Source organism: Edaphosphingomonas fennica (assembly GCF_003034225.1).
In the GTDB taxonomy this organism is placed as follows: Bacteria; Pseudomonadota; Alphaproteobacteria; order Sphingomonadales; family Sphingomonadaceae; genus Sphingomonas_E; species Sphingomonas_E fennica.
Map to the genome: position 1 here is coordinate 93,897 of NZ_PHHF01000076.1, position 26,258 is coordinate 120,154.

A 26,258-nucleotide genomic window follows, 5' to 3' on the forward strand; every position below is an offset into this window, starting at 1 on the left:
GGGTCGAAAAGGCCGTGAAATCCGTATGGGGGCTATATAGGGCGGCTGTTGGATTTCGCCAAGGGGTTTCACCGCACCCGTTTGCCGGCATGGCCGATTAGCGGTTTCGCCCCGCGCTTCATTTGGATAGCCATGGTCGCGAAGGCAAGTGGCCGGTCGGATGAAGGTGAGGCGGGTGAAGGGCGATATCAGGAGTGGCGATCTGGCGCGGGACGAAGCCGGCTGGCGGCCGGACTGGTCGCGCGAGCGGCGCCGGCGCTGGTCCTGGACGCCCTCGCGCGCCCTGATCGGCAGCATTCGTGATTATCAGCGGGCGGCCGCCCGGCGCGGGCCGTTCGCGGCGATCGCGCGGCGATCGGCCATCCTGCGCCATCGCTTCTGGAGCGTCGTGACAGGGGCGGATATTCCGCTCAACGTCTCCGTCGGCGGGGGAATGCTGCTGCCGCATCCGAACGGCGTGGTCATTCATCCCGAGGCGGAGATCGGCCCCAATTGCTGCCTGTTCCAGCAGGTGACGATCGGCAAGCGCGGGCCGGGCGGTGCGCCCAAGCTGGGCTGCTGGGTGGAGGCCGGCGCCGGCGCCCGGATATTGGGCGGCGTCACGATCGGCGATCACGCGCTGATCGGTGCCAACGCCGTGGTGCTTTCGGACGTGCCGCCGCGCACGATCATGGTCGGCGCGCCGGCGCGGCCGGTGGGCGTGAGGGACGAGGCGGAACTGCGCGGTCGCGAGCAGGAGACGCTTTAGGTCGCGTCCGGCGGCTTTGCCCGTCATAAGGATCAGGCGGCCCGCTGGCGGGCGTGGAATGGGGATGAGAGGATGGCGCTGCGGCTGAACACGGCTTCCGGGGGCGGTAGGCGCCAGGCCCGCGCCGGCATCCTGGTCGGCATTGCGACGGCGGCGCTGGCGGCGGGCGGGCTCGGCGCGGCGCTGCTGATCGGCGGCGGCGGGGATGCGCCGGCCGCGCCCGTCGCGCCCGGCCCGGTGCCGCCCACCACGCTCGGCCTCAATCTGGCCGGCCTCAGCACCTGGGGCGGCGAGCGCACCTTCATGAACCTCGCGATCGGCGGAGGCTGGGCCAGCGAGATCAAGGGGCAGCGCGGCTGGAAGAAAATCGATGCGACGCGCCTCAATGCCGCGGGCATGCCTATTTCGCTTCAGGACGGTGAGGTCATGCACCGATCGCTGGCGATACCCGAGGGCGTCTATGGCGCCAACGCCGTCCGCATCCGCTGCACCTGGCAGGGGAAGGGCAGCCTTGCCCCCGGCGGCGGCGCGCGCAACGCCTCGCAATCGGGCAATGCCTTCGATTTCGACTGGCCGGGCAGCAACGGCGGCAAGCCCAAGGGCGCCTGGATATCGCTGAGCCGGATCGACGCGGCCGATCCGGCGCGCGGGATCGATTGCCGGGAGAAATCGGCCTCGCCGACGGCCCTTTTCGCGCCGGCTTTCCTCCAGTCGCTTTCGGGCTTCAGCCTCGTCCGCTTCCTCGACTGGCAGAAGGTGAACGGGAATGCCGAGGTGAGCTGGGCCACCCGCGCCACGACCGGGAGCCTCGAGCAGAACGGGCCGGCGGGGCCTGCCGTGGAATATATGGTGGCGCTCGCCAACGAGGCGAAGGTCGATCCCTGGTTCCACATGCACTGGAATGCGGACGAGGATTATGTCCGCCGCTTCGCCGAATATGTGCGGGACAATCTGGCGCCCGGCCGCAAGGCCTATGTCGAAATGTCCAACGAGGTCTGGAACCTGGCCTTTCCCGTGACCAAGCAGGCGCAGGCGGAAGGGCTGAAGGAGGGGCTGGACAGCGACCAGTATCGGGTGATCGTGCTCCGCTATGCCGAAAAGGCGACGTGGATGAACAGGATCTGGACCGACGTGTTCAAGGCCGATCCCGGCCGGCTGGTCCGCGTCGTCGCCACCCAGAATGCCGGGCCGCAGGGGACGGAGGCGGTGCTTGGCTTCCGCGACACCGCCAAATTCGTGGATGCGGTGGCGACGGCGCCCTATTTCGGCAACTCGACCTTCCGGGGCGAGCGCGCGACGATCCTCGATCCGGCCAACATCTTCGCCTATCTCGACAAGGACGTCGACGCCGCCATCGGCAAGGCGCTGGCGAACAAGGCGGTCGCGACCCGTTACGGCAAGCGCTACATCGCCTATGAGGCGGGGCAGCATCTGGTCTATCCGCCGCACGCCGCCGAAGTGGCGCAGCTCAACCGCGATCCCCGGATGTATGACGTCTATCGCAAATATCTGGCGGCGTGGAAAAGCCGGGTCGGCGATACGATGACGCTCTATGCCGCCACCGGCCCCTATGGCCCGTTCGGGGCCTGGGGCCTGCGCGAATATGGCGGCCAGCCGATGGACCAGACGCCCAAGCGCCGCGCGGCGGAGGATTTCCTCGCCGGCAAATAAGGGAGGGCGGGGGCGATGCCGGTTGTCCGCCGCCCTCCTTCCGGGCCTCAGCCGGCGGCGACGTCCACCGGCGCGCGGCCGCGCTTCACCATCAGCTTGTTGAGCGCGTTCACATAGGCCCGCGCCGAGGCGACGAGCGTGTCATGGTGCGCGCCGCGCCCGCGCGTGGTGCGGCCATCCTCCGAAAGCAGCACCGAAACCTCGGCCTGCGCATCGGTGCCGCCGGTGACGGCATGGACCTCATAGCGTTCCAGCGATCCGCGATCGTGGGGCACGAGTTCGCCGATCGCGGCGAACAGCGCGTCCACCGGGCCGCTGCCGCGGGTGGCGGCGGTCTTTTCCTCGCCATCTATCTCCAGGGTCAGGATGGCGCGGGCCGGGCCGGTGCCGCAGTGGATCTCCACCTCCTTCACCTGGATGCGGTCATGCCCGCGCAGCACCTCGTCGTCGACGAGGGCTACGATATCCTCGTCGAACACGGCCTTCTTGGCATCGGCCAGCGCCTTGAAGCGGACGAAGGCATCCTGGAAGGCATTGTCGCCCAGCGAATAGCCCAGCTCCTCCAGCTTGGAACGGAAGGCCGCCCGGCCGGAATGCTTGCCCATCACGAGGTTGGAGGTGGATACGCCCACGCTTTCCGGGGTCATGATCTCGTAGGTGGAGGCATCCTTCAGCATGCCGTCCTGGTGGATGCCGCTTTCGTGCGCGAAGGCGTTGGCGCCCACGATCGCCTTGTTCGGCTGCACCTGGAAGCCGGTGATGCCCGAAACCATGCGGCTGGCGCGGGTGATCTCGGTCGATACGATGTTGGTGCGCACCGGCATCACATCGTGCCGTACCTTCAGCGCCATGGCGATTTCCTCCACCGCGGCGTTGCCGGCGCGCTCGCCGATGCCGTTGATGGTCGATTCCACCTGGCGGGCGCCCGCCATCACCGCCGAAAGCGTGTTAGCCACGGCGAGGCCCAGATCATTGTGGCAATGGGTGGAGAAGACGGCGAGGTCCGCGTTCGGCACCCGGTTGATCATGTCGCGGAACATCGCGCCATAGGTTTCCGGCGTCGCATAGCCCACCGTATCGGGCAGGTTGATCGTGCGGGCGCCGGCGGCGATCGCGGTCTCGATGGCGCGGGCGAGGAAATCGGGCTCCGATCGGGTCGCGTCCTCGGCGGACCATTCCACGTCAGGGCAGAGCCCGCTGGCGTGGGAGACGGTGCGCTGGATCGCTTCCAGCACCTCCTCCGGGCTCTTGTTGAGCTTGACGCGCATGTGGAGCGGGGAGGTGGCGATGAAGGTGTGGATGCGCGGCTTCGCCGCATGGCGCACGGCTTCCCAGGCGCGATCGATATCGGCGATCGCCGCGCGGGCGAGGCTGGCCACGGTCGCCTTCCGGCACTGGCGGGCGACCTCGCTCACCGCCTCGAAATCGCCCTGGCTGGCGATGGCGAAGCCGGCTTCGATGATGTCCACGCCCATGGTTTCGAGCTGGGCCGCGACCTGGAGCTTTTCCTCGAGGTTCATCGAGCAGCCGGGCGACTGCTCGCCATCACGCAGCGTGGTATCGAAAATCAGAATGGTGTCGTTGGTAGTCACGGGGGCCTGCTCCTGTCGCAGGGTTGTCGTTCGGGGTGGTTTGCCTTGCCCTTAGACGCCGTGGCCTGAAGCCCCATGGATGGGGCCAAGCGAAATCGCGCGCCTAAGGGCGCGTAAGTCGAAGCAGGAGAAGGCCGCGGCACGACAACATGTCATGGGCCTTAACGTGGATCGGTTAACAAAGTCCAGCGCGATTCTGCGTAATATTATTGCGTTGAGGCGGGCGGCGGTCGCGATCGAGCCCGCGGTCCCGCAACCGGCGGACGGCGCCTCGCCCCCGGCACAGGCCGTTAGGGCAAGCTGCTTCAGGCGACCGCATGCGCGGTCTGCTGGAACAGCTCGACCACGCTCCACGGCGCGTCATCGCCAAAAAAGCGCGCCAGGTTCCGGGCGGATGCTTCGGCGGCTTCGCGGCTGCGGGGAAACAGATCATGTTCATACGCCGCGAGCGCGGCTTCGATGTGGTCGCGGTGGCGGATGATCGCTTTGGCCAGTTCCGCGCCGTCATGCATGGCCAGATTGGCCCCTTCGCCGGCAAAAGGGGACATGAGATGCGCCGCATCGCCGACCAGCGTGAGTCCCGGCACCCGATTCCAGCGATGCGCGGCCGGCAGCGCGTAGATCGGGCGAAGGAGCGGCTCGATCTGGCTGTCGATGATGAACGCGGTCAGATGCGGTGCCCATCCTTCGAAATGGCCCGCGACATGTGCCAGGCCGGCCCGCGCATCGCCGAAGTCGATGGTGCGGATCCAATCCTCGGGCTTGTCCAGCGCCGCATAGCCGCGCCCGGTCCCGTCCGCGTAGCGGTGGGCCATGATGCCTTTGCCCGGAGCGGCCGCAATGAGCGTGCCGCTGCCAATCGCGTCGATGGATGCCCGATGGCGCGCGCTGCCGTCGAGCAGCGCTATCTCGATGAAGCAGGTGCCGGCATAGACGGGCCTGGCATCGGAGAGGAGCGGCCGGACCTTCGACCAGGCGCCGTCCGCGCCCACGACCATATCGGCCGCGACTGTCGCGCCATCGGCAAAGATTATCATGTGGCGGCCGCGATCCGTCGCGATGGAGGTGACCTTGCGACCCCACCGGATCGTTCCGGCCGGAAGCGACCCGATCAGCATGTCTCGCAGCTCGCCCCGGTCCACTTCGGGACGGGCGGAGGCGCGATCGCCGGGGTTGTCGAACAGGATGTTGCCGTTCTGGTCGACGACGCGTTTGGCATCCTCGCCGGGGCGGACGAGGCCCTGAAATGCATCGAGCAGGCCCGCATCCCGCAATGCGCGCTGGCCATTATGTTCGTGGATGTCGAGCAGGCCGCCTTGCGCCCTCGCGCTGGCCGTGGCCTCGGCTTCGTAGATCGTCGCGGGGATGCCGTTCACGTGCAGGACGCGGGCCAGCATGAGGCCGCCCAGCCCGGCACCGACGATCGCAATCTCGTTTCGCATTTCAGCGCTCCAATTGTCGCGCCAGCGTCGATCGACGCTGGCGGCTGCCATCGACCCGACAGGTCGTCAGGCGGTTGCTTACGGAGACGCTGGCCGGACCATGCCGATCGCATGGCCGACGTATATTCGACGGCCCGGCAAGCATTTGATGCTCTGACCCGGCGGTCGTTTTTCGCGACGGCGCCGATGCTAGACCAGTCCGCCGTGTCGGACAACGCCCCGCCGAGGCGCGACGTGCCAATTTTCGAAAGATGCTGCCTCTGCCACGCCCGAAGGCAGCCGATCGCACCGCGATGGCCGCAATCGTCCGCGTGGGCCGGGCTTGAAAAAAAAGCGCCCCGGAGCCGCTGGCCGGCCGGGGCGCGCGTGGATCAGACCACTTTCAGATAATCGAGATAATCGCCGTCCGGCGGGCCATCGAGCACCGCGAGGATCGGCGCCAGCGCATCCTTGCCGAGCTGCGGGCCCGCCGCCTTGTGCGCGTCCACCGAATCCCACTTCTCGATGAAGATGAAGCGGCGTTCGTTGCCGATGTCGCGCAGCAATTCCACGCCCTGGCAGCCGGATATGGCGCGCACCTTGTCCGCCAGGTCGCGCAGCGCGGTTTCCAGCGTGGCGTCCCTGCCTTCCACGGCATTCATGATATAGTGCCTGGCGACTGTCATGGCCTTCCTCCTGTCTGCCGTCATTCCGGCGGGTTGATGGCAAGAAGCTCGATATCGAAAGTCAGCGTGGCGTTGGGCGGGATCACACCGCCGGCGCCGCCCTCACCGTAAGCCAGTTCCGGCGGGATGATGAAGCGATATTTCGCCCCCGGCTCCATCAGTTGCACGCCCTCCGTCCAGCCGGGGATCACCTCGTCCAGCGCGAAGGTGGCCGGCTCGTCATAACGGCTCGCGTCGAAAGTGGTGCCGTCCGCCAGCATGCCGCGATAATTCACCTGCACGCGATCGGTGGCGGCCGGGTGAGGGCCTTTGCCCTTCGTCCTGGCCGGGCGCAGCACCTGATACTGGATGCCGGATGCCGTCTTCTGCATCGCCGGCTGGGCCGTCGGCGCGGCGGTGGCGGGCAGGGGAAGGGCGATGGCAATGGCGGGCGCGATCAGCGCGGCAAGCGGCCTCATCCCGCCGTCGTCTCCGTCACGCTGGGATCGGCGCGGCGCAGCCGGGCGAATTCGAACACCTGCTTGCCCACCAGCTCGAGCTGGTTATTGGCGCCGGCATCGCTGCACACGCCCGCCTTGAAGATGCCGCCCGAGCTGTTGATCGCGGCGCCCAGCGGGGTCGGCCAGCCGCGCAGCGCGTGCACGATCGAACGCAGCGTGGCGAGCGTGCTGCCGGTCGCCTGCCAGCCATAGGCCGTGGCGATCAGCCCCACCGGCACGCCATCCAGATAGACGCGCGCGTCCTTCGCGGTTTCCTCCAGATAATCGATGGCGTTCTTCACCAGGCCGGAGATCGAGCCGTGATAGCCGGGGCTTGCGATGATCACGCCGTCCGCGCGGCGCACCGCCTCCACCAGCTCGCGGCCCTCGCTGGATGCGGGGCTGGCCTCGGTCATGTAATGCGGCAGGGCGGCGAGCGTCGCCGCGCCGAACAGCTTGACTTCCGCGCCGGCCCGCTCGGCCGAGGCGAGCGCGATCGCCAGCGCCTGCTCGGTCGAGGAATTGGCGCTGGCAGTGCCCCCGATTCCGACGATGAACGGCTTGGTGGCGGTCGAATCCGGCATCATTGTCTCCCTTATGGTGGCGATGCGATTGCCATGCGCCCCCGGCCTTCGCAACGTTCGAACGGACAGGGCGTGCGGCGTGGCCATCCCGCCATGGCGATGGCCTTCCGGCAAAAGAGCCCGGGCCGGGGTGACGGCGGCCGGGCTTCGGCCTACATGACGGCGATGCCCCGTCGCCAAAGCCCCGGCCTGCCGAGCCGCCAGCAGATACTGGATTTCATCGCCCAGTCCGATCAACCCGCCGGCAAGCGGGAGATCGCGCGCGCCTTCGGCCTTTCCGCGCAGGACAAGATCGCGCTCAAGGCCCTGTTGAAGGACATGGCCGACGAGGGGTTGATCGACAGCGCCCCCGGCCGCGCCTTCCACAGGATGGGCGGGGTGCCCAAGGTCACGGTGCTGCGCATCGTCGACGTGGATGGGGACCAGCCGATCGCGGTTCCCGAAAGCTGGCAGGCGGAAACCCCGCCGCCGCGCCTCCGGGTGCAGGAACGCGGCCGCCGTTCCGCGCTGGGGCCGGGCGATCGCATCCTCGCCCGCACCGAGGAGAAGGGCGCCGGCTGGATCGCCCACCCGATGAAGAAGCTGGCACGCGGCGAGGAGCTGGTGCTGGGCGTGCTCCATGCCGAGGGCGATCGGCTGTGGCTGAAGCCGGTCGACAAGCGGGAGAAGCGCGACTGGCCGGTTTCGGATGCCGGCGAGGCTGAGCCGGGCGATCTGGTGCTGGCCGAAAAGACCGGCCGCCCGCCGCGGATGACGGTGAAGGTGAGCGAGCGGCTGGGCGATCCTTTCGCGCCGCGCAGCTTCAGCCTGATCGCGATCCACAAGCACGGCATTCCCAACGCCTTCGCGGTTGAAACGATCGAGGAGGCCGAGCGCGTCGCCGCGCTGCCGCTGGGCGATGGGCGCGAGGACCTGCGCGCGCTGCCGATCGTCGCCATCGATCCCGCCGACGCGCGCGACCATGACGATGCGGTGTGGGCCGCGCCCGACGACGACCCCGCCAACCCCGGCGGCTTCCGCGCGATCGTCGCCATCGCCGACGTCAGCTTCTACGTCCGCCCCGGCGGCCGGCTGGACAAGGAGGCCCGCAAGCGCGGCAACAGCGTCTATTTCCCCGACCGCGTGGTGCCGATGCTGCCCGAGACGCTGAGCGCGGACATGTGCTCGCTGAAGGCCGGGCAGGATCGCGCGGCCATGGCCTGCCACCTGACCATATCGAAGGACGGCAAGCTGGTCGCCTGGCGCTTCACCCGCGCGCTCGTCCGCATCGCGGCCAACATCGCCTATGAGGATGCGCAGGCGGCGATCGACGGCGATCTGGCGGGCGATCCCTTCCCGAGGGAGCTTGTGGAAGGCGCGCTCCGCCCGCTCTGGGCGTGCTGGGCGGCCCTGGCCCGCGCCCGCGACGCGCGTGAGCCGCTGGACCTCGACCTGCCCGAGCGGCGCGTGGTGCTGGACGAGAAGGGGCGCATCCTTTCGGTCGCCCCGCGCGAGCGGCTGGATGCTCACCGCCTGATCGAGGATTATATGATCGCCGCCAATGTCGCCGCCGCCAAGGCGCTGGAGGCGAAGAAGGCGGAGGTGATGTATCGCGTCCACGAGCCGCCGAGCCGCGAAAAGCTGGTCGCGCTGAAGGATTATCTCAAGACCTTCGGGGTCGAGTTCGCGCTGGGGCAGGTGATCCGCCCGGCCACCTTCAACCAGCTTCTGGCCCGTATCGGCGAGGATGTGGATTTCCGCCCGCAGGTGATGGAACAGGTGCTGCGCAGCCAGACGCAGGCTTATTACGCGCCCCGCAATGCCGGCCATTTCGGGCTGGCGCTGGGCAGCTACGCCCATTTCACCAGCCCGATCCGCCGTTATGCCGACCTGATCGTCCACCGATCGCTGGTGGGCGCCTATGGCCTCGATCCCGATGCGAAGGCGACGCGGCTGACGGCGGAGGACGCCGCCGCGATGGAGCGGCTGGGCACCGCGATCAGCCAGGCCGAGCGCCGCGCCATGGAGGCGGAGCGCGAGACGATCGACCGCTATGTCGCGGCCTATCTCGCCGCCCATGTCGGCGACCTCATGGATACGCGGATCACCGGGGTGCAGAGCTTCGGCTTCTTCGCCACGGTGGAAGGGCTGGGAGGCGACGGGCTGGTGCCGGTGTCCACGCTGGGGGCCGAGCGCTTCCGTTACGACGAGGCCGCGCAGGCGCTGGAGGGCGAGGAATCCGGCGATCGCTATACGCCCGGCATGAAGCTGAAGCTGCGGCTGGTGGAGGCCAATCCGATCAGCGGCAGCCTGCGTTTCGAGCTGGCCGAAGGCGCCAGCCACATGCCCGTGCGCCGGGGCGGCAAGGACAGGCGCGTGATGGGACGGCGCGGGCGACCCGGCAATATCCGCCATCAGGGGCGGCGGCGCTGAAAGATCGCTTGAAGACGCGGAAGGGCGCATTTTGTCTGGGCGCCGGCCTTCGCGGATTTTCGAACGATGCGGGCGGCGTGGACGAATGCGGACCACGGCCGCTTTGGGAGCGTGTGGGCCGATTGTCGCCCTTCATCCGGAAGGTCGAGCGGGGGAACAGGCGTTGAGGATGTGACTCGCTCTGTGGGCAGGCGAGTATTTCAGCCGACCCGCTTCACATCGGGCAATTTGTAATTGCCGTTGAGGATCGGTTCGGTCGGCACGTAAGTTCGCATCAGCAGGGCGAACTGGTCGTCAGGGGCGGGGAGCCAGTTCGCCTTGCCCTCGGTGTCCGTGGGCTCCTCGTGCGAGAGGATCAGTGTCAGCGAGCCATCATCGGCGAATTTAAGCTCGTTCGCGTCGAGATTGACCCGGCCGATATTGTTTCGGCCGTTCGGGCTCCATGCCAGCATATAATAATCCCGGTCATACATGGTGAGCGACCAGAAACCGCCGCGGGCTGGATCGACCGGTGGAAGCTGGCCCTTCTCGAACCGGATCGCATAGCGATAGCGGCCTTGCAGCAACGCGCCATCAGCGTCCGTGCCGCGGATGAAGTAGATCGCCTCGTGATAATCGTTGACGTAGATATAGATCACCGCGGCGAGTGCGCGACCGAACCAGTCGCTACCCCAGACGCCGCTATTTTCCTGCCGCTGCCAGCCGTTTCCGGCGTCGACGCCGACCTGATCATAGCGAGCGGCGGCGTGCAGTTCGGCATCGGCGGCGAGCGCCACGCGGTCGAGCAGCGTCCGCCATTGATCGGATGACTTACGCAGGGCGAGCAATGCGCGCGCCTGTTCCGCCATGGGCGCATCGTCCGGCCCGACAACCGGGTTGGCATCGAGCATTTTTTCCAGATCGTCCCAGAACTTTCGCGCATCGACCGGGCGAATGCGCAGCAGATCGGGATCTCGTTCCAGCATTTCTGCGGTGACGCCCGCCGGATAGACCTTGTTGCGCGCGCTGGCCTCGCAATCGAAGGTTTTGCGTTCGGGTGCGTCCTCACTCAACGGATAGACGCCGATCTGGTTGAGCACGCGACGCGCCCTGGCTTTGTCCTCTGGCGAATGGGCGGTGAAGCTGCGTCCGAACAGCCCGGCCACGGCGGTTGCCGAATGCAGCACATCGATGAAGCCATCCGGCTTCTCGTCCTGCCAGCCGGGCCCTACCAGCAGAAGCTTGCCGCCGGGTGTGTATGAGGCCGAGCCGAGTTGATGCGTCACGGTGGTGAAGATGTCGACGATCTGTATCGTCCAGTAATGTCCGGGCGGCACATCGACGGGCGTCTGGATCACCAGCGGCTCGACGCTGAGGTCGGCAAAGCTGACGCCGTAGATGGTATCCGCATTAGGGGTGACGACCTTGCGCTGGGCCGGGGACATATAATCGTCGAGATAGCCCATGCGGTTTTTGGGGGCGCCGGGGAAGAGGCCCATCGTCGCGCCCGGACCGGCCTCCTTCATGACGTCCCAGGAGCTTGTTCGCCCGAAGCCATCCACTGCGGGATAGCCCCAATAATAGATGATCCGGGCGAGCGATTCGACATAGGCCTGGTAGCCGAGGCTGGCGGGGATGCCGGCTCCGTTCTTCAGATCGGGATGCGCCGGCATGAACTGGCGTGTGACATAGGGGATGTCCGTCATGGCAGCTCACCTCGATCTTCCGGGGCGAGGCTAGATTGCCCTCGATGGACTGACCATCGGGACATACCCGCAAACGAAGCTCAGGAAATTCGCGTTGGCGCGCGCGATAAGGTGAGAAGCTTCCCTCCCTCCTTGCAGGGGAGGGAGGGAAGCGCTGAGGGCCGCGGCCTGTGGCTTTTTTCGGCCATTCGGAGCTCGTTGGGCACCTTCAGAACCTCGAGGGTCTTCCGCTTTCGGAATTTGCCATGCCGCCAACGCTGCGGGAAGGGTCGGCGCCCTCCGGATGGGCGTGGCCCCATTCTCGCACGGTCCCGAAACAATATTGACGCAATGATGCGCGTCGGGGCGGGGTTCGGCACCGTTCCAGCTTGCTCCGCGCGTGTCTCCTGCTATAGACCCCGCCGACCGGCGGTCCCTGCGGGCGTGGCGGAACTGGTAGACGCGCTGGATTTAGGTTCCAGTATCGCAAGATGTGGGGGTTCGAGTCCCTTCGCCCGCACCAGATTCCGCGACATGTTCGCGGAGTGCGCCAAACGAAATTCAACCCGGAAGGCTCTGGAAGAAACCCGATGCAGACTGTCGAGACTTTGAACGAGGGGCTGAAGCGCGCCTACACGCTGACGATTTCGGCCAAGGACATTCTCGCGCGCGTCGACGCCGAGGTGAAGCAGGTCGCCCCGCAGATCCGCATGCCGGGCTTCCGGCCGGGCAAGGTGCCGGCGAACCTCGTCAAGAAGATGCACGGCCCCGCGCTGGAGCAGGAAGCGCTGAACAAGGCGGTTCAGGAAGGCGTGCAGTCGCTGATCGTCGAGCAGAAGCTCCGTCCGGCCGTGCAGCCGGCCGTCGAGCTGGACGAAGGCTATGCCCCCGGCAAGGATGCCGAGGTGAAGATCAGCCTGGAAGTGCTGCCCGACGTTCCCACCCCCGCGATCGAGGGCCTGAAGCTCGAGCGCCTGACGGTGGAGCCGACCGAGGACGAGATCGCCGCCGCCGTCGATCGCATCGCCTCGCAGCAGAAGAGCTATGACCCGGCCGCCGAAGGCCATCCGGCCGTGGAAGGCGACCTGGTCGTCATGAACTTCGCGGGTTCGGTCGCCGGCAAGCCGTTCGAAGGCGGCACCGGCGAGGCGATGTCGATCGAGATCGGCTCCGGCCGCCTGATCCCCGGTTTCGAGGACCAGCTGATCGGCATCAAGCAGGGCGAGGCGCGCAGCGTCGTCGTGACCTTCCCGGCCGACTATCCGGTCGATTCGCTGAAGGGCAAGGAAGCGATCTTCGAGGTCGAGGTGACCGAGCTGAAGACGCCGAAGGAAACCAAGGCGGATGACGAATTCGCCAAGGGCCTGGGCCTGGAGGGCATCGATCAGCTCCGCGATCTCCTGAAGGGCCAGATCGAGCAGGAACTGAATGGCCTGACCCGCACCCACATGAAGCGCAAGCTGCTCGACCAGCTCGCCGCGAGCCACGACTTCCCGGTGCCGCCGTCGATGGTCGAGGCCGAATTCGGCCAGATCTGGGCGCAGCTCGAGCATGAAGCGAGCCACGAGGCCGACCCGGAAGCCGCCCGCGCGGAGATGGAGAAGGATCGCGCCGATTATCAGGCGATCGCCGAGCGCCGCGTGCGCCTGGGCCTGCTGCTGTCGGAAATCGGCCAACAGAACGGCGTCGAGGTGAGCCAGCAGGAAATGCAGCGCCTGATCATCCAGGCCGCCCAGCAGTATGGCCCCAAGGATCGCGAGCGCTTCATCCAATATGTCCAGCAGGACCCGATGGCGGCCGCGCAGCTCCGCGCTCCCCTCTATGAGGACAAGGTCGTCGACTTCCTGTTCGACAAGGCCGAGATCAGCGACCGCGCCGTGACCCGCGAGGAGCTGGAAGCCGCGATCGAGGCGGATGACGACAGCATCGGCAGTGGCCATGTCCACGGCCCCGGCTGCGGCCATGATCACCACGATCATGACCATGATCACGACCATGCCGAGAAGCCCAAGGCCAAGAAGGCTGCGACCAAGAAGGCAGCCACCAAGGAAGATGAGGCCCCGGCCGAAGCCGTGACCGAGGAAAAGTCCGCCAAGAAGGCCCCGGCAAAGAAAGCCGCCGCCAAGAAGGCGGACGCTCCGGCGGAGGAAACCGCCGAGGCTCCGGCCAAGCCGAAGAAGGCTCCGGCCAAGAAGAAGGCCGCCGAATAAGGCCTTGCCGGTCAGATGAACGAAGAAGGGGGGCGGAAACGTCCCCCTTTTTTGTTTTCCGATGGGGCGGGTTGGACTGGAGCGCGCGAGGATGGCGACCTGTGTTCGGCGGCTTGGGTGGGTGCGCAAGCCCATGCCCGCAACGCCAAGTGAAACGGCGAACCCGAAACGTCATGCCAGCGAAGGCTGGCATCGCGAGCGGTTCAAGTGGCTCCTTCCCTTCGGAGCTGCTCGGTCCGTTTCCATGTGCGCGGCAGACGCGGCATAAATGTCGAGACGATGCCAGCCTGCGCTGGCATGACGCTTGGGGGAGGTGCTGAGGGGCTGGTTCGAGGTTGCCGCTCCTCGATACGCCAGCGCCTGGCGCAGATCGACCCGGATCAGATCCGGGGTGACGGAGCTTCGGGTTCGGGTGGCGTGCGGCCATGCCGATCCCACCCGATATGATGCCCATAAGGATAGGGTGGCCTTCCTTATGGCTGATATGCCTTATCGCCTTTGCGCCGGCCGGCGAAGGCGACTGGACTCGGGCTTTATCCGAATCCGGGGATGCGATGATCGCGGCAGGATCGCTTTCCGACAGGGAGCGCATCAATTCGGTGCGGGGGCTCGCCTGCCTGCTGCTCGTCGCCTTTCACAGCGTGACGAGCGCGACCGAGGCAATGGGGCATGGCGATCGGACGCTTTCGCTGATCGCCGAGCAGGCGTTCCTTTCCATCCGCATGCCGCTGTTCAGCATGATCGCGGGGTGCATCTACGCCATGCATCCGGTGGCGCCGGGCGGCTATGCCCGTTTCGTGCGGAAGAAGGGCTGGCGCATCCTCGTCCCCTGCATTTTCACCACGATCATCCTGATCCTGGCCAAGAACATGCTGGGGCGGCGCGCCCCGTGCGACACCGATTGCATGCTGGGCCATCTGGTCCTGCCCTATGAGCATCTCTGGTTCCTGCCGGCGATATTCTGCGTGTTCGTGGCGGCGGCCGCGCTGGACGTGTTGTTCCCCCAGCAGCGCCGCCGCGCGACGCTGATCGCGCTGGCGGCGGCGTGCCTGCTTTTCTTCAGTCCGCTGCGGCAGATCCAGGCTTATGCCATCGGCAACGCCTTCTATCTGGCGCCCTTCTTCTTCGGAGGGGCGGCGATCTACCTCTTTCGGGATGAGATCACGCCGCGGATGGCGCGGGGCTGGCCGTGGCTGCTGGCGGCGACGATCATCGTCTACGCCATCAACTTCACGCTCATGGCGCGGGGCATGAGCAGCGGGCGGGATTCGCTGGCGGCGCTGGCGCTGGGCCTGCTCGCCTGCGGGGGGCTGCTGATCTTCTTCCCCCGGATCGGGCTGCTTGCGCGGATCGGCGTCTATTCCTTCACCATCTACCTCTATCATTTCGTCTTTCTGTCGCTGGCGAACCGCATCGGCTTCGATCTGTTTTCCGTCACCGCGATCGGGATCGTGCTGGGGCTGGCGGGGCCGATCCTCGTCGAGGTGGCGATGATGCGATTCGCGCCTGCGCTGGGCTTCCTGATCGGCCAGCCCCGGCGGCGGCCCCGCTCGGAACCCTCGCTGGCGCTGAGCGGCGGGGGGTGAGGCCGGCCGGAAATCGGGATCGCCGGGCTAGAGACATTTCAACCTTTGCCCATTAGAGACGCGGCCCATGACATTCGAGGCCGCCCCAACCCGCATCGCGGTGATCCTGCCCTGCTATAATGAGGCCGCCGCCATTGCCGGCACCGTCGCGGCATTTCGCGCCGCGCTGCCCGATGCGGTCGTCTATGTGTATGACAATAACAGCACGGACGGGACGCCCGCCGTCGCCGAGGCCGCGGGCGCGATCGTCCGCACGGAGCGGATGCAGGGCAAGGGCCATGTCGTCCGCCGCATGTTCGCCGACGTGGAGGCGGACGTCTATGTGATGGCGGACGGAGACGCGACCTACGACGCCTCCGCCGCGCCGGAGATGGTGCGCCTGCTGGTCGAGGAGCGGCTGGACATGGTGGTCGGCGCGCGCAAATCCGAGGTGGAGGCCGCCTATCGCCGGGGCCACCGGCTGGGCAACCGGCTGCTGACGGGCATCCTCGCACGCATTTTCGGGCGCACTTTCAGTGATATATTGTCCGGCTACCGCGTATTCTCCCGCCGCTTCGTCAAGAGCTTCCCGGTGCTTTCCGAAGGGTTCGAGATCGAGACCGAGATCAGCGTCCACGCGCTGGAGCTGCGCATGCCGGTGGCGGAGGTCGTCACCGCTTATGGCGCGCGGCCGGAAGGATCGGCCTCCAAGCTTTCCACCTATCGCGACGGCTGGCGCATCCTCAACACGATCCTGACGCTGTTCCGGATCGAGCGGCCGGTGGTCTATTTCGGGGTGGTGGGCGCGGCGCTTGCGGCGCTTGCGGTCATCCTCGCGATCCCGCTGGCGATCACCTATGCGCAGACCGGCCTCGTCCCCCGCATGCCCACGGCGCTGCTTTCCACCGGCCTCATGATTCTCGCCTTCCTGAACGGCTTTTGCGGCATCATCCTCGATACGGTGGTGCGCGGCCGGCGGGAGGTGAGGCGGCTGGCCTATCTGGCGCTGCCGGCGCCGGGGGCGGGCGGCGAATCCCGGGCGCGCGCCTAATCCCCTTGAACTCGGCTCCGCGAACGCCGATGTTGCGAAGGCTAGAGAGGCACAAGGACCAAGATTTTCCCATGCACAATCCGTTCGAGACCGGCCAGTTCGCTCCTCCGGGGTATCGTGTCGACCCGATCACCGGCGCGCTGGTGCCCATCGTGATCGAACAGTCCAACCGCGGCGAGCGCAGCTTCGACATCTATTCGCGGCTGCTGCGCGAGCGGATCATCTTCGTGACCGGCGCGGTGGAGGACCATATGGCCTCGATCATCACCGCCCAGCTCCTGTTCCTGGAGGCGGAGAATCCGAAGAAGGACATCTTCATGTACATCAACTCGCCGGGCGGCGTGGTGACGGCGGGTCTCGCGATCCACGACACCATGCAATATATCCGCCCGCGCGTCGGCACGGTGTGCATCGGCCAGGCCGCCTCGATGGGCAGCTTTCTGCTCGCCGCCGGCGAACCGGGCATGCGCATCGCGCTCACCAACTCCCGCATCATGATCCACCAGCCGTCCGGCGGCGCGCAGGGCATGGCCAGCGATATCGAGATCCAGGCCAAGGAAATCCTGCGGATGCGCCATCGCCTGAACTCGCTCTATGCGAAATATACGGGCAAGTCGCTGGAAGCCATCGAGACCGCGATGGACCGCGACAAGTTCCTCGAGGCCGATGAGGCCAAGGAATTCGGCCTGATCGACGAGGTGTTCGACAAGCGTCCCACGCCGGCCGAGGAGGCTGCGGCGGCTTAAACTGTTTCTACGGCGGGCGGTGGCAGATTCGGCATTGCCCGCCGGGAAAAAGCGGGTTTAGGATATCCGCGCTGCGAACGGCTGGCGTTTCCCGGCCGAAGGAAAGAAGTATGACCAAGCTGAGTGGCGGCGATTCAAAGAGCACTCTCTATTGCTCGTTCTGCGGGAAATCGCAGCATGAGGTGCGCAAGCTGATCGCCGGCCCAACCGTGTTCATCTGCGACGAGTGCGTCGAGCTGTGCAACGACATCATCCGCGAGGAAACGAAGTCGGCCCTCGTCAGCAAGAAGGATGGCGGCGTCCCCAGCCCGCAGGAAATCTGCAAGGTGCTGGACGATTATGTGATCGGCCAGAGCCAGGCGAAGCGCGTGCTCTCCGTCGCGGTCCACAATCATTACAAACGGCTGGCCCATGGCGCCAAGGGCGCCGAGGTGGAGCTTGCCAAGTCCAACATCCTGCTGGTCGGCCCCACCGGCTGCGGCAAGACGCTGCTCGCGCAGACGCTGGCCAAGACGTTCGACGTGCCGTTCACCATGGCGGATGCGACGACGCTGACCGAGGCGGGCTATGTCGGCGAGGATGTGGAGAACATCATTCTCAAGCTGCTCCAGGCGTCCGACTATAATGTCGAACGCGCGCAGCGCGGCATCGTCTATATCGACGAGATCGACAAGATCAGCCGCAAGGCGGACAATCCCTCCATCACCCGCGACGTTTCGGGCGAGGGCGTGCAGCAGGCGCTGCTGAAGCTGATGGAAGGCACCACCGCCTCCGTGCCCCCGCAGGGCGGCCGCAAGCATCCCCAGCAGGAATTCCTGCAGGTGGACACGACGAACATCCTGTTCATCTGCGGCGGCGCCTTCTCCGGCCTGGAGAAGATCATCGGCGATCGCCTGCAGGGCAAGTCGATCGGCTTCGGCGCCTATGTGGCCGCGCCCGAGGAACGCCGCACCGGCGAGGTGCTGCGCCAGTGCGAGCCGGAGGACCTGCTGAAGTTCGGCCTGATCCCCGAGTTCGTCGGCCGCCTGCCGGTGATCGCGACGCTGGAGGACCTGGACGAGCCGGCGCTGGTGAAGATCCTGGCCGAGCCGAAGAACGCGCTGGTGAAGCAGTATCAGAAGCTGTTCGAGATGGAGGACGTGAAGCTGGGCTTCACCGACGAGGCGCTTTCGGCCATCGCCCGCAAGGCGATCGAACGGAAGACCGGCGCGCGCGGCCTGCGATCGATCCTGGAAGGCATATTGCTGGACACCATGTTCGACCTGCCGTCGATGGACGGGGTGGACGAGATCATGGTCGACAAGGATGTGGTCGAAGGCCGCAAGGAGCCCGTCCGCGTCTTCACCAAGAAGGGCAAGGAAGCCAGCCCGGCGGCCTGACGCCGGCAGGCTCCGCGCCCGATAAAGCGATTGCCGCCCGCGAGGATGCCCCGCCGAGAGGTTGGGGCAGCTTCGCGGGCGGTTTCGTTTTGGGCGGGTGGTCGTCCGGGCGATGCTTATCGCTTCGGCCGCCACTTCCGAAAGTTGGAGCAGCGCGCCCCACACCCCCCGTAATCCCCGCGAACGCGGGGATCCATGGATGCGGCCGGCCTGATTAGCCGATAGCTCCCGACACAATGGATTAGCTACGCTGGCCTACGGCTCCCGCCTTCGCGGGAATGACGAGTGTGTTGCGGAGGCGGCTTGCCCCCGCGGTGGCGGCGGCCGTTAAAGCCGCAGCCCCGCCGTTTCGCCCAGGCCGCACATCAGGTTGAGGTTCTGGACGGCGGCGCCGGCCGCGCCCTTGCCGAGATTGTCGAGCGCGGCGACGAGGCGGAGCTGGCCGGTGGCGGCGTTGCCGAACACGTAGAGTTCCAGCCGATCGGTGCCGGCCGCCTGTTCGAGCGTGAGGAGCGCCTGATCGCCGGCCGTTTCGACATGGACGACCGGGCTGCCGCGATAGGCCTCGACCAGCGCATCGCGCACGTCGGCGAGGCCGCCCTTCAGCCATAGCGGGTGCAGCGGCACCTCCACCAGCATGCCGCGATAGGTGCGCGCCACCGCCGGCAGGAAGATGGGTGGATGGGCAAGACCCGCATGACCCTGCATTTCCGGCACATGCTTGTGGCCGAGGCCGAGGCCGTAGATGCGGAAGGCGGTGTCGGTGGCGTCGGGCACATGGGCATGCTCGAACGCGGCGATCATCGACTTGCCGCCGCCCGAATAGCCGGACGTGGCGTTGACCGAGAGCGGCGCATCCGCCGCCAGCAGCCCTTCGCGGACGAGGGGGCGCACCAGGGCCAGGAAGCCCGTGGGATAGCAGCCCGGATTGGACACGCGCGTGGAGGTCGCCAGTTCCGCCCGGCGGCCGGGCTCCACCTCGGCGAAGCCGTAGGTCCAGCCCGGCGCGGTGCGGTGCGCGGTGGAAGCGTCGATCACCCGCGTGGTATCGTTGGCGATCAGGGCCACCGCCTCGCGCGCGGCATCGTCCGGCAGGCAGAGGACCACCGCATCGGCGGTATTGAGCATCTCGGCGCGCGCATCGGCATCCTTGCGCCGGTCCTCGGCGATGTGGAGCAGTTCCACGTCGCTCCGGTCGGCCAGCCGCTCGCGAATTTCCAGGCCGGTGGTGCCGGCCGCGCCGTCGATGAAGACCTTCACTGTCATGGCAATACTCTCCGCCGCGAAAGGACGGGCTTTTCGTGTTCAGGTTGCAGCCGGGCGACCACATCGGCCAGCGGCTCGCGGACGACGGCCATCCAATGGGCGTTGGCATGCACCAGCGTCTCGCCGTCCGCCATCAGCCCGACATGGCCGGGGAAGAATATCAGGTCGCCGCGTCGCAGCGCCGCGCCGTCCGCGATCTCCTCGCCGATCGCTTCGGCCTGCTGATCGGTGTCACGGGGCACGGCCAGCCCGCACAGCGCGAAGGCCGTCTGGACGAGGCCCGAGCAATCGACGCCGTCGCCGCCGCGCCCGCCCCAGCGATAGGGCTGGCCGAGCAGCCGTTCGGCCACGGCCACCACATCCTGTTCGGCGGCGGCGACGGCGCCGGCATGGCGCGAATGGATGAAGCCGTTTTCGGCCCTGAGGAACGCGCCTTCCGCCGTGGCGGCGAAGCGGCTGCCCATCGGCAGCGTCGCGACGACCGGGGACTTGATGTCCGCATCGGCGAACACCAGCGCTGAGGCCGCCCGCACCACATGATCGGGCTCCGCACCCATATCGCCCAGGACGGCGGCGGGCAGATAGCCGACATAATGATCGTGCAGGCCATAGCCCCAGGCCCAGCCGCCCTCGCTGTCGATCACGGCAAAGCCTTCGCCGAACAGCAATTGGGATACGGCGCGGGCATCATCCGAAGGGCCTTCGCGGAGCGCCACGGACGGCACGGCGACGCGCGCCTGCTCGGCCTCGGCATAATGGGGAGCGAAGACCCGGTCGGCCAGCGCGATATCGGCGATGTCCTTGCGGACGGCGTAGATGCGCGGATCGAGCCGGACGCTCGGCCCCGTCAGGCGAAAGCGTTCAGCCCGCGGAGCCGCCGGCGTGCCGATGCTGGTGCGGCTCTGGCCGAGCCGCGATGAGGCTTGCGAAGCTTGCAAGGAATTCCGCTCCCTTGTCCGTGCGCGCGACGAATATGTTGCGCCGGTCGGACTCGTCCCGTTCGCGGCGCAGATAGCCGAGGCTGCCGAGCGTGTTCAAGGCGCGCGTTACGACGGGCTTGGAAACACCGAGCAATTGGGCGAGGCCGCGGACCGTATGTGGCCCGGGGGCAAGGTAAACCGCCAGCAGCAGCGCCATCTGGCGGTTGGTGAGATCGGGACTGCCCGATCGGACATAACGCACCAGGGCGTCCATCCAGTCGGAGAGTGCTCTGTCCGTCACCGGGACTCCTCGTTGCAGGCGGGGGCGGGGATCGGCCCACATCCGCAACAACCAGCCAGCGCCCTGCTGGTTTCATCCCATCGTCACGGCAGCGTAAAAAAATTCCGGGCCGCGGGGACGCAGCGTGCCGCGTGAGCGTTGGTTTGAAAATTCGCCCCGGCGAATTCTGGCGCAAACGCCGGCAAGCCGATTTGCAGATGCCGCCTATCCGCCGAAACGGGTCCGCAACATCTCCCACGCGGCGCGCAGGCCCAGCGCGTCGCCGCCGCGCGGGCGGCCGGGCTTGGCGGACGGGCGCCAGGCGAAGGTATCGAAATGCGCCCAGGGGATGGCGGCCGGCACGAACTTTTGGAGGAACAGGGCCGCCGTTACGGAGCCCGCCATGCCGCCTTCGCCGGCATTGTTGATGTCGGCGATCGTGGATTTCAGCATGTCGGCATAGCCGGCCCATAGCGGCATCCGCCATATGGGATCGGAAACGGCGGCGGCGGCGGCGATCAGGTCGTCCGCCAGCCTGTCCTCGTTGGCGAACAAGGCCGGCAGGTCGGGGCCGAGCGCCACCCGCGCCGCGCCGGTGAGCGTCGCGAAATCGATGATGACCGCAGGTTCCTTCTCCGCCGCCAGCGCCAGCGCATCGGCCAGCACCAGCCGCCCCTCCGCATCGGTATTGCCGATCTCGACGGAGAGGCCCTTGCGGCTCCTGAGGATGTCGCCCGGGCGGAAGGCATCGCCGGAAACCGCATTCTCGACGGCCGGGATCAGCAGGTGCAGCCGCACCGGCAGGCGCGCCTGCATGACGAGCGAGGCGAGCGCCAGCGCATGCGCAGCGCCGCCCATGTCCTTCTTCATCAGCAGCATCGCCGAGGAAGGCTTGATATCCAGCCCGCCGGAATCGAAGCACACGCCCTTGCCGATGATGGCGATGCGGGGGTGGGCGGGATCGCCCCATTCCAGCTCGATCAGCCGCGGCGCGCGCTCGCGGATGGCGGCGCGGCCGACGGCGGCGATCATCGGGAAACCCTGGGCCAGCGCGTCGCCCTGGGTGACGGTGAAGTTGGCGCCGTTGGCGTTGGCCACCGCCTCCGCCGCATGGGCGAGCTCCGCCGGTCCCATGTCGGCGGCGGGCGTATCGACCAGATCGCGGACCAGCGCGACGGCGCCGGCGATGCGCACCATATCGTCGATGCGCGCGGGATCGGCGGTCAGCAATATCCGTTCGGGAATGGGCTCCGCCTCGCCGCGATAGCGATCGAAGCGGTGATGGGCGAGCAGCCAGCCCAGCGCCGCCGGCCCGGCATCGCCTTCCGCCAGCCGATAGGTGCCCGCCGGCAGCCGCGCGGCCGCACCAGCCAGATCCCACGGCCCTGTTTCCTCGGGCAGGCCCAGCGCGACGGCCCAGTCATCGGGCTTGGCGCCGGGGATCAGCGCGAACTGGCCGGCCTTGCCCTTGAACAAGGCGGCTTCCAGCGCGCCGCGCGCGCGTTCGGGCTGGCCGGCGAACCATTCGTCGAAGCCCGATTTGCGGACGGTGTGGAGGAGGTGGGCGGGCTGCCCGCGATCGGGCTGCAGCAGGGGCGCGAAATCCGTCATGACGCCTTCCTAGCCAATAAAATGGCGGCGCGCGAGACGGGCTTCCACGCCTTGCCCCACGCTTCAGGCGCCGGGCAGCGCCCCGAACAGGTCGTGATCGTCGGCATCCTCGATGACGACGCTGACGATGTCGCCGGGCTTCAGGTGGCCCGCATCGCGCAGATGGACCTCGCCGTCGATCTCCGGAGCATCGGCCTTGGACCGGCCGGTGGCGCCGCCGTCCTCGGCATCGACCGCATCGATGATGACGTCGAGCGTGCGGCCGATCTTCGCGCGCTGCTTGGCGGCGGAGATGGCGGCGGTCTTCTCCATGATCCGGGCGTAGCGCTCTTCCTTCACGTCTTCCGGCACCGGATCGGGCAGCGCATTGGCGGCAGCGCCCTCGACCGGCTCGAACCGGAAGGCGCCGACGCGGTCGAGCTGGGCTTCGTCCAGCCAATCCAGCAGATACTGGAAGTCCTCCTCCGTCTCGCCGGGGAAGCCGACGACGAAGGAGGATCGGACCGCGATATCCGGGCAGATCGCCCGCCACGCCTTCAGCCGTTCCAGCACCTTGGCCTCGTTCGCCGGGCGCTTCATCGCCTTCAGCACCTTGGGGCTCGCATGCTGGAAGGGAATGTCGAGATAGGGGAGCACCAGCCCCTCGGCCATCAGCGGGATGACCTGATCGACATGGGGATAGGGGTAGACGTAGTGGAGCCGCACCCAGGCGCCCAGCCTGCCCAGCTCGCGGGCGAGATCGGTCATGTGCGCGCGCACCTCGCCGCCCTTCCAGGCGCGGGGCTGGTGCCGGATGTCCACGCCATAGGCCGAGGTGTCCTGGCTGATGACCAGCAGTTCCTTCGTCCCGGCCTGGACCAGCTTTTCCGCCTCGCGCAGGATCGCGTCGGGCCGGCGGCTGACGAGATCACCCCGGATCGAAGGGATGATGCAGAAGGCGCAGCGATGGTTGCAGCCTTCGGAAATCTTCAGATAGCTGTAGTGGCGCGGCGTCAGCTTCAGGTCGCGTTCCGGCACCAGGTTCAGGAAGGGGGAAGGGGGCACGGGCGCGGCCTCGTGCACGGCGCCGACCACCGCTTCATACTGGTGCGGGCCGGTGACGGCGAGCACGCCGGGGAAACGCTGGCGGATCACCTCCGCTTCATTGCCCATGCAGCCGGTGACGATCACCCGGCCGTTTTCCGCGATCGCCTCGCCGATCGCCTCCAGGCTTTCCTCCTTGGCGGAATCGAGGAAGCCGCAGGTGTTCACCAGCACGACATCGGCATCGTCGTAATTGCCGGACATCTCGTAGCCGTCCGCACGCAGCTTGGTGAGGATGCGTTCGCTGTCCACCAGCGCCTTCGGGCAGCCGAGCGAAACCATGCCGACCTTCGGCGCGGAGGGGAGTGTCGTTGTCATGAGCGCGCGCCACATAGTGGATCGCGAGGCATTTTGCGAGAGGGGGAGCGATTTCGCCGTGCTGCGGCGCAAAAATTTATCGAATCTCAACCATGGTCAAGGTTTGTGCCGGTTGAGTCCGTCTTGTGACGCGACAGGTGTTCAACCCCCGTATCCCGCGAATTGAGGAGGGCGCAATCGCATGGGGCGTGTAGCGTTTGGAGTTAGTAAATGGAACGGCCCGAGGCCATCAAGAAGGAGGCTGAACGAGCCCGCCGTATAGCGGCGCTCTCTCATAATCAAAGCGTTGTCAAGATCTTGATCGATTATGCCGAGGAACTGGAACGCTGCCTGGAGCAGTGCCGGGACAAGGCCGGATCGGTCGGATAAGAGGAAATATATGAACCGGTGCCGTCAGGGCCGGGGGCGTCGGGGCTTGATCTCGACGATGACATCCCCGGCCCTGAGCTCCGACGCGGCGTCGTCCCAGGCGCCGTGGGGCTTGCCGTCGCGATAGATGCGCAGGCCAAGGCCCGTGGCGATGCTCGACAGCGGCCGCCCGATCTCCTCCGCGGTGACGGGCCGTTCGTTCAGCGCCACCCTGCCGTCCGCCGCGGCAAGATCCGCCATATATTCGGCGATGTGCGACCCTTGAGTCGATCCCGCCAGCAGCAGCCCCGCGAAGCTCACCGGATTGATGACCGTGGTGGCGCCCGCCTGCCGCGCGAGGGCCTCGTTATCCTCCGAACGGATCACCACGCTGATCGGCAGGTCGGGCGCCAGGCTGCGCGCCGTCAGCACGATCAGGATCGACGTGTCGTCGCGGCCCGCCGATATGATCATTGCGCGGGCGTGCTCGATATGGACCGCCTTCAGCGTCGCATCGCGCGTCGAATCGCCCTCCAGCACGGAAAGGCCGAGTTCCTCCGCCTCCCCCAGCGCGGCGTTGCGGCCGTCGATGGCGACGATGCGGTCGGGCGGCGTGCCGCGGGCGATCAGCTCGCGCGCGGCTTCCGATCCGCTGGTGCCGAAGCCGGTGACGACGACATGGTCCTTCAGGTTGCGCTGGATCATGCTCATCCGGAACTTCTCCCACAGGCGCTTGAACATGAAATCATAGGCGGTTCCCAGGAAGAGCAGCCATACGAACAGCCTGATCGGCGTCACCACGAACGTATCGAACATCCGCGCCCGATCGGTGACGGGAACGATATCGCCGAAGCCGACGGTCGTGACGGTGATCATCGTGAAATAGAGCACGTCGACGAAGCTGACATGCCCGTCCATATTGTCGCGGAGGCCGCCGCGATCGAACCAGTGCACCGCCAGGACGATGCCGAGCAGCCCCAGCACCAGCAGCAGGCGCAGCAGCAGCGTCAGCCAGATCGGCAGCGGAGACTTGCGCCGGAGCGGCGCGAAGCGGGGAACGTGGAAGATGCGGCGCGGTTTCAACCGCGTTTCGGCAGATAGGCCATGGGATCGACCGGCTTGGCCCCCTGGCGGATTTCGAAATGGAGCTGCGGCTCCGCAATGTGTCCGCTGGCGCCGGCACGGGCGATCACCTGGCCGCGCTTCACGGCCTGGCCGCGCGTCACCAGCAATTCCGATGCGTGGGCATAGGCCGTCGTCCAGGTGTCGCTGTGGCGGATCAGGATCAGCCCGCCATAGGCGCTGAGGTCGGTGCCGGCATAGGCCACCACGCCATCGGCCGCCGCCGAGATCGATTGCCCCATGCGGGCGGCGATGTTGATGCCGTTGTTGCGCTGGCCGCTGCCGAAATTGCCGAAGCCGCGCTTGATCGTGCCGGTCAACGGCCAGTCGAACCGGCCGGAGAAGGGCCGGGACGCGGCGATCGCCTCCGTCGGCGGCAGCGGCTTGGCGCGGGGCGCGGTGGCGACCGGGCGGGCCGGGGCCTCCCGCTCGGCGAGCGCGGGCTCGCCGCCGGTGATGATATCCTCGATATCGAGATCGAAGGCCGCGGCGCGCTCCTCCAGCGACATCGCCGCCACCTCGGTGGTGGACGGCAGCAGCAGCCGCTGGCCGGTGCGCAGGATATAGGGTTCCTCCAGCGCGTTCATCGTCGCGATGCGCACCCATTCCACGCCATAGGCCCGCCCGATGGCGATGCCGGTTTCGCCGGCGCGCACCTGATGCCAGCGGCCGGCGGGAATCTTCAGCTTCTGGCCGACGCGGATGATGAAGGGCGGATGCAGGCCGTTGGCGCGGGCGATCGCCTCCGATCCGGCGCCTGTCCTGTCCGATACGCGCCGCAGGGTATCGCCCGCGACGACGGTGTAGGTGCCGCCCCGGCTTTCCACGACATTGGGCGTCACGGCCCGCACCTCGAAGGGAGCCGGGGTCGGGGTGGGCGCGGCGGGCCGCGCCGGCGCCGGCGTTTCCGGGGCCACGGGCGCCGGCACCGGGGCAGGCATCGGCCGGCTGCGCGGCGCGACGCAGCCGGAAACGGCCATCAGGGCAAGCAATATCCCGGAGGAACGAACGGTCGGCCGGCCAAGCATGTCGCCGTGTCTAGGCAATCGCGCGGTGGGATGGAATAGGCGGGCGCCGTTTCGTGGCCGATATAAGCGGCATC

General features: G+C 67.2%; 22 protein-coding genes and 1 tRNA gene. 10 read left to right on the top strand and 13 right to left on the bottom strand.

The features are described from left to right. The first annotated feature begins 175 nt into the window (after positions 1-175). Together CV103_RS23110 and CV103_RS18480 are read left to right on the top strand one after the other, a co-directional pair. Positions 176-748, top strand: coding sequence for a serine acetyltransferase (locus tag CV103_RS23110; protein ID WP_281258513.1), 573 nt, complete (start codon positions 176-178; stop codon positions 746-748). 72 nt (positions 749-820) lie between these two features. Next, positions 821-2,419 carry a hypothetical protein gene (locus tag CV103_RS18480; protein WP_107395769.1) on the top strand — a complete coding sequence of 533 codons (1,599 nt, stop codon included), beginning with the start codon at positions 821-823 and terminating at the stop codon, positions 2,417-2,419. 47 nt (positions 2,420-2,466) lie between these two features. Here CV103_RS18480 and CV103_RS18485 read toward each other — a convergent pair whose 3' ends face one another. From CV103_RS18485 to CV103_RS18505, 5 genes are all read right to left on the bottom strand, one after another. Next, positions 2,467-4,011 (bottom strand): 2-isopropylmalate synthase, encoded by a 1,545-nt coding sequence (locus CV103_RS18485; protein WP_070933606.1) that lies wholly within the window; start codon positions 4,009-4,011, stop codon positions 2,467-2,469. A 305-nt stretch (positions 4,012-4,316) separates the two neighbouring features. Next, positions 4,317-5,453, bottom strand: a complete 1,137-nt coding sequence (locus tag CV103_RS18490; RefSeq protein ID WP_107395770.1) for an FAD-dependent oxidoreductase — start codon at positions 5,451-5,453, stop codon at positions 4,317-4,319. 371 nt (positions 5,454-5,824) lie between these two features. Continuing rightward, a complete protein-coding gene (locus tag CV103_RS18495) occupies positions 5,825-6,118 on the bottom strand; it encodes a putative quinol monooxygenase (RefSeq protein WP_070933608.1) in 294 nt (97 codons plus the stop codon). Between the two features lie 20 nt (positions 6,119-6,138). Next, positions 6,139-6,576 carry an FKBP-type peptidyl-prolyl cis-trans isomerase gene (locus tag CV103_RS18500; RefSeq protein WP_070933609.1) on the bottom strand — a complete coding sequence of 146 codons (438 nt, stop codon included), beginning with the start codon at positions 6,574-6,576 and terminating at the stop codon, positions 6,139-6,141. After that, positions 6,573-7,181 carry an NADPH-dependent FMN reductase gene (locus tag CV103_RS18505; RefSeq protein ID WP_015460167.1) on the bottom strand — a complete coding sequence of 203 codons (609 nt, stop codon included), beginning with the start codon at positions 7,179-7,181 and terminating at the stop codon, positions 6,573-6,575. The genes CV103_RS18500 and CV103_RS18505 overlap by 4 nt, the downstream gene beginning before the upstream one ends. 156 nt (positions 7,182-7,337) lie before the next feature. On the opposite strand from CV103_RS18505, the gene CV103_RS18510 reads away from it, so the two are divergent. After that, positions 7,338-9,593, top strand: coding sequence for a ribonuclease R family protein (locus CV103_RS18510; RefSeq protein ID WP_425443911.1), 2,256 nt, complete (start codon positions 7,338-7,340; stop codon positions 9,591-9,593). Between the two features lie 200 nt (positions 9,594-9,793). Here the strand turns inward: CV103_RS18510 and CV103_RS18515 are convergent, their stop codons facing one another. Beyond that, the gene (locus CV103_RS18515; RefSeq protein WP_107395771.1) at positions 9,794-11,278 is read right to left on the bottom strand and encodes a DUF1254 domain-containing protein; all 1,485 of its coding nucleotides are present in this window, start codon (positions 11,276-11,278) and stop codon (positions 9,794-9,796) included. Between the two features lie 417 nt (positions 11,279-11,695). On the opposite strand from CV103_RS18515, the gene CV103_RS18520 reads away from it, so the two are divergent. The 6 genes from CV103_RS18520 to clpX all read left to right on the top strand — a co-directional run bounded on the left by CV103_RS18520 (position 11,696) and on the right by clpX (position 18,208). Beyond that, positions 11,696-11,780, top strand: a tRNA-Leu gene (locus CV103_RS18520). 67 nt (positions 11,781-11,847) lie between these two features. Then, positions 11,848-13,467, top strand: a complete 1,620-nt coding sequence (tig, locus tag CV103_RS18525; RefSeq protein WP_015460170.1) for a trigger factor — start codon at positions 11,848-11,850, stop codon at positions 13,465-13,467. A gap of 554 nt (positions 13,468-14,021) precedes the next feature. Further along, entirely contained in the window at positions 14,022-15,053 is a 1,032-nt protein-coding gene (locus CV103_RS18530) for an acyltransferase family protein (protein ID WP_170112670.1), read from the top strand. A gap of 67 nt (positions 15,054-15,120) precedes the next feature. Then, positions 15,121-16,083: a glycosyltransferase family 2 protein gene (locus CV103_RS18535; protein ID WP_015460172.1), complete on the top strand. Its 963-nt coding sequence runs from the start codon at positions 15,121-15,123 to the stop codon at positions 16,081-16,083. A gap of 71 nt (positions 16,084-16,154) precedes the next feature. Then, entirely contained in the window at positions 16,155-16,829 is a 675-nt protein-coding gene (gene clpP / locus CV103_RS18540; protein ID WP_015460173.1) for an ATP-dependent Clp endopeptidase proteolytic subunit ClpP, read from the top strand. Positions 16,830-16,939: 110 nt separating this feature from the next. After that, positions 16,940-18,208 (top strand): ATP-dependent Clp protease ATP-binding subunit ClpX, encoded by a 1,269-nt coding sequence (gene clpX / locus CV103_RS18545; protein ID WP_015460174.1) that lies wholly within the window; start codon positions 16,940-16,942, stop codon positions 18,206-18,208. A gap of 327 nt (positions 18,209-18,535) precedes the next feature. Here the strand turns inward: clpX and argC are convergent, their stop codons facing one another. From argC to rimO, 5 genes are all read right to left on the bottom strand, one after another. Continuing rightward, positions 18,536-19,474, bottom strand: a complete 939-nt coding sequence (gene argC / locus CV103_RS18550) for an N-acetyl-gamma-glutamyl-phosphate reductase (protein ID WP_015460175.1) — start codon at positions 19,472-19,474, stop codon at positions 18,536-18,538. Beyond that, positions 19,471-20,412, bottom strand: a complete 942-nt coding sequence (locus CV103_RS18555) for a C40 family peptidase (RefSeq protein ID WP_245896944.1) — start codon at positions 20,410-20,412, stop codon at positions 19,471-19,473. Before CV103_RS18555 ends, argC begins: the two co-directional genes overlap by 4 nt. Next, a complete protein-coding gene (locus CV103_RS18560) occupies positions 20,336-20,668 on the bottom strand; it encodes a MarR family transcriptional regulator (RefSeq protein ID WP_041864980.1) in 333 nt (110 codons plus the stop codon). The genes CV103_RS18555 and CV103_RS18560 overlap by 77 nt, the downstream gene beginning before the upstream one ends. A 231-nt stretch (positions 20,669-20,899) precedes the next feature. Next, positions 20,900-22,285, bottom strand: a complete 1,386-nt coding sequence (locus CV103_RS18565) for a leucyl aminopeptidase family protein (protein WP_107395773.1) — start codon at positions 22,283-22,285, stop codon at positions 20,900-20,902. A 63-nt stretch (positions 22,286-22,348) separates the two neighbouring features. Continuing rightward, positions 22,349-23,686 carry a 30S ribosomal protein S12 methylthiotransferase RimO gene (gene rimO, locus CV103_RS18570; RefSeq protein ID WP_107395895.1) on the bottom strand — a complete coding sequence of 446 codons (1,338 nt, stop codon included), beginning with the start codon at positions 23,684-23,686 and terminating at the stop codon, positions 22,349-22,351. Positions 23,687-23,896: 210 nt separating this feature from the next. Between rimO and CV103_RS22560 the strand changes: the two genes are divergently transcribed. Continuing rightward, positions 23,897-24,055: a hypothetical protein gene (locus CV103_RS22560; RefSeq protein WP_170112671.1), complete on the top strand. Its 159-nt coding sequence runs from the start codon at positions 23,897-23,899 to the stop codon at positions 24,053-24,055. 24 nt (positions 24,056-24,079) lie between these two features. Here the strand turns inward: CV103_RS22560 and CV103_RS18575 are convergent, their stop codons facing one another. Continuing rightward, positions 24,080-25,117, bottom strand: a complete 1,038-nt coding sequence (locus tag CV103_RS18575) for a potassium channel family protein (protein WP_107395774.1) — start codon at positions 25,115-25,117, stop codon at positions 24,080-24,082. Continuing rightward, positions 25,114-26,136, bottom strand: coding sequence for a M23 family metallopeptidase (locus CV103_RS18580; RefSeq protein WP_170112672.1), 1,023 nt, complete (start codon positions 26,134-26,136; stop codon positions 25,114-25,116). The genes CV103_RS18575 and CV103_RS18580 overlap by 4 nt, the downstream gene beginning before the upstream one ends. Between the last annotated feature and the right edge of the window lie 122 nt (positions 26,137-26,258).

Excerpts from the sequence above, each read along its gene's own strand:
- CV103_RS18480 (WP_107395769.1), top strand. The coding sequence starts at position 821 with ATGGCGCTGCGGCTGAACACGGCTTCCGGGGGCGGTAGGCGCCAGGCC.
- CV103_RS18490 (WP_107395770.1), bottom strand. The coding sequence starts at position 5,453 with ATGCGAAACGAGATTGCGATCGTCGGTGCCGGGCTGGGCGGCCTCATG.
- CV103_RS18495 (WP_070933608.1), bottom strand. The coding sequence starts at position 6,118 with ATGACAGTCGCCAGGCACTATATCATGAATGCCGTGGAAGGCAGGGAC.
- CV103_RS18500 (WP_070933609.1), bottom strand. The coding sequence starts at position 6,576 with ATGAGGCCGCTTGCCGCGCTGATCGCGCCCGCCATTGCCATCGCCCTT.
- CV103_RS18505 (WP_015460167.1), bottom strand. The coding sequence starts at position 7,181 with ATGCCGGATTCGACCGCCACCAAGCCGTTCATCGTCGGAATCGGGGGC.
- CV103_RS18510 (WP_425443911.1), top strand. The coding sequence starts at position 7,338 with ATGACGGCGATGCCCCGTCGCCAAAGCCCCGGCCTGCCGAGCCGCCAG.
- CV103_RS18515 (WP_107395771.1), bottom strand. The coding sequence starts at position 11,278 with ATGACGGACATCCCCTATGTCACACGCCAGTTCATGCCGGCGCATCCC.
- tig (WP_015460170.1), top strand. The coding sequence starts at position 11,848 with ATGCAGACTGTCGAGACTTTGAACGAGGGGCTGAAGCGCGCCTACACG.
- CV103_RS18530 (WP_170112670.1), top strand. The coding sequence starts at position 14,022 with ATGATCGCGGCAGGATCGCTTTCCGACAGGGAGCGCATCAATTCGGTG.
- CV103_RS18535 (WP_015460172.1), top strand. The coding sequence starts at position 15,121 with ATGACATTCGAGGCCGCCCCAACCCGCATCGCGGTGATCCTGCCCTGC.
- clpP (WP_015460173.1), top strand. The coding sequence starts at position 16,155 with ATGCACAATCCGTTCGAGACCGGCCAGTTCGCTCCTCCGGGGTATCGT.
- clpX (WP_015460174.1), top strand. The coding sequence starts at position 16,940 with ATGACCAAGCTGAGTGGCGGCGATTCAAAGAGCACTCTCTATTGCTCG.
- argC (WP_015460175.1), bottom strand. The coding sequence starts at position 19,474 with ATGACAGTGAAGGTCTTCATCGACGGCGCGGCCGGCACCACCGGCCTG.
- CV103_RS18560 (WP_041864980.1), bottom strand. The coding sequence starts at position 20,668 with ATGGACGCCCTGGTGCGTTATGTCCGATCGGGCAGTCCCGATCTCACC.
- CV103_RS18565 (WP_107395773.1), bottom strand. The coding sequence starts at position 22,285 with ATGACGGATTTCGCGCCCCTGCTGCAGCCCGATCGCGGGCAGCCCGCC.
- rimO (WP_107395895.1), bottom strand. The coding sequence starts at position 23,686 with ATGACAACGACACTCCCCTCCGCGCCGAAGGTCGGCATGGTTTCGCTC.
- CV103_RS22560 (WP_170112671.1), top strand. The coding sequence starts at position 23,897 with ATGGAACGGCCCGAGGCCATCAAGAAGGAGGCTGAACGAGCCCGCCGT.
- CV103_RS18580 (WP_170112672.1), bottom strand. The coding sequence starts at position 26,136 with ATGGCCGTTTCCGGCTGCGTCGCGCCGCGCAGCCGGCCGATGCCTGCC.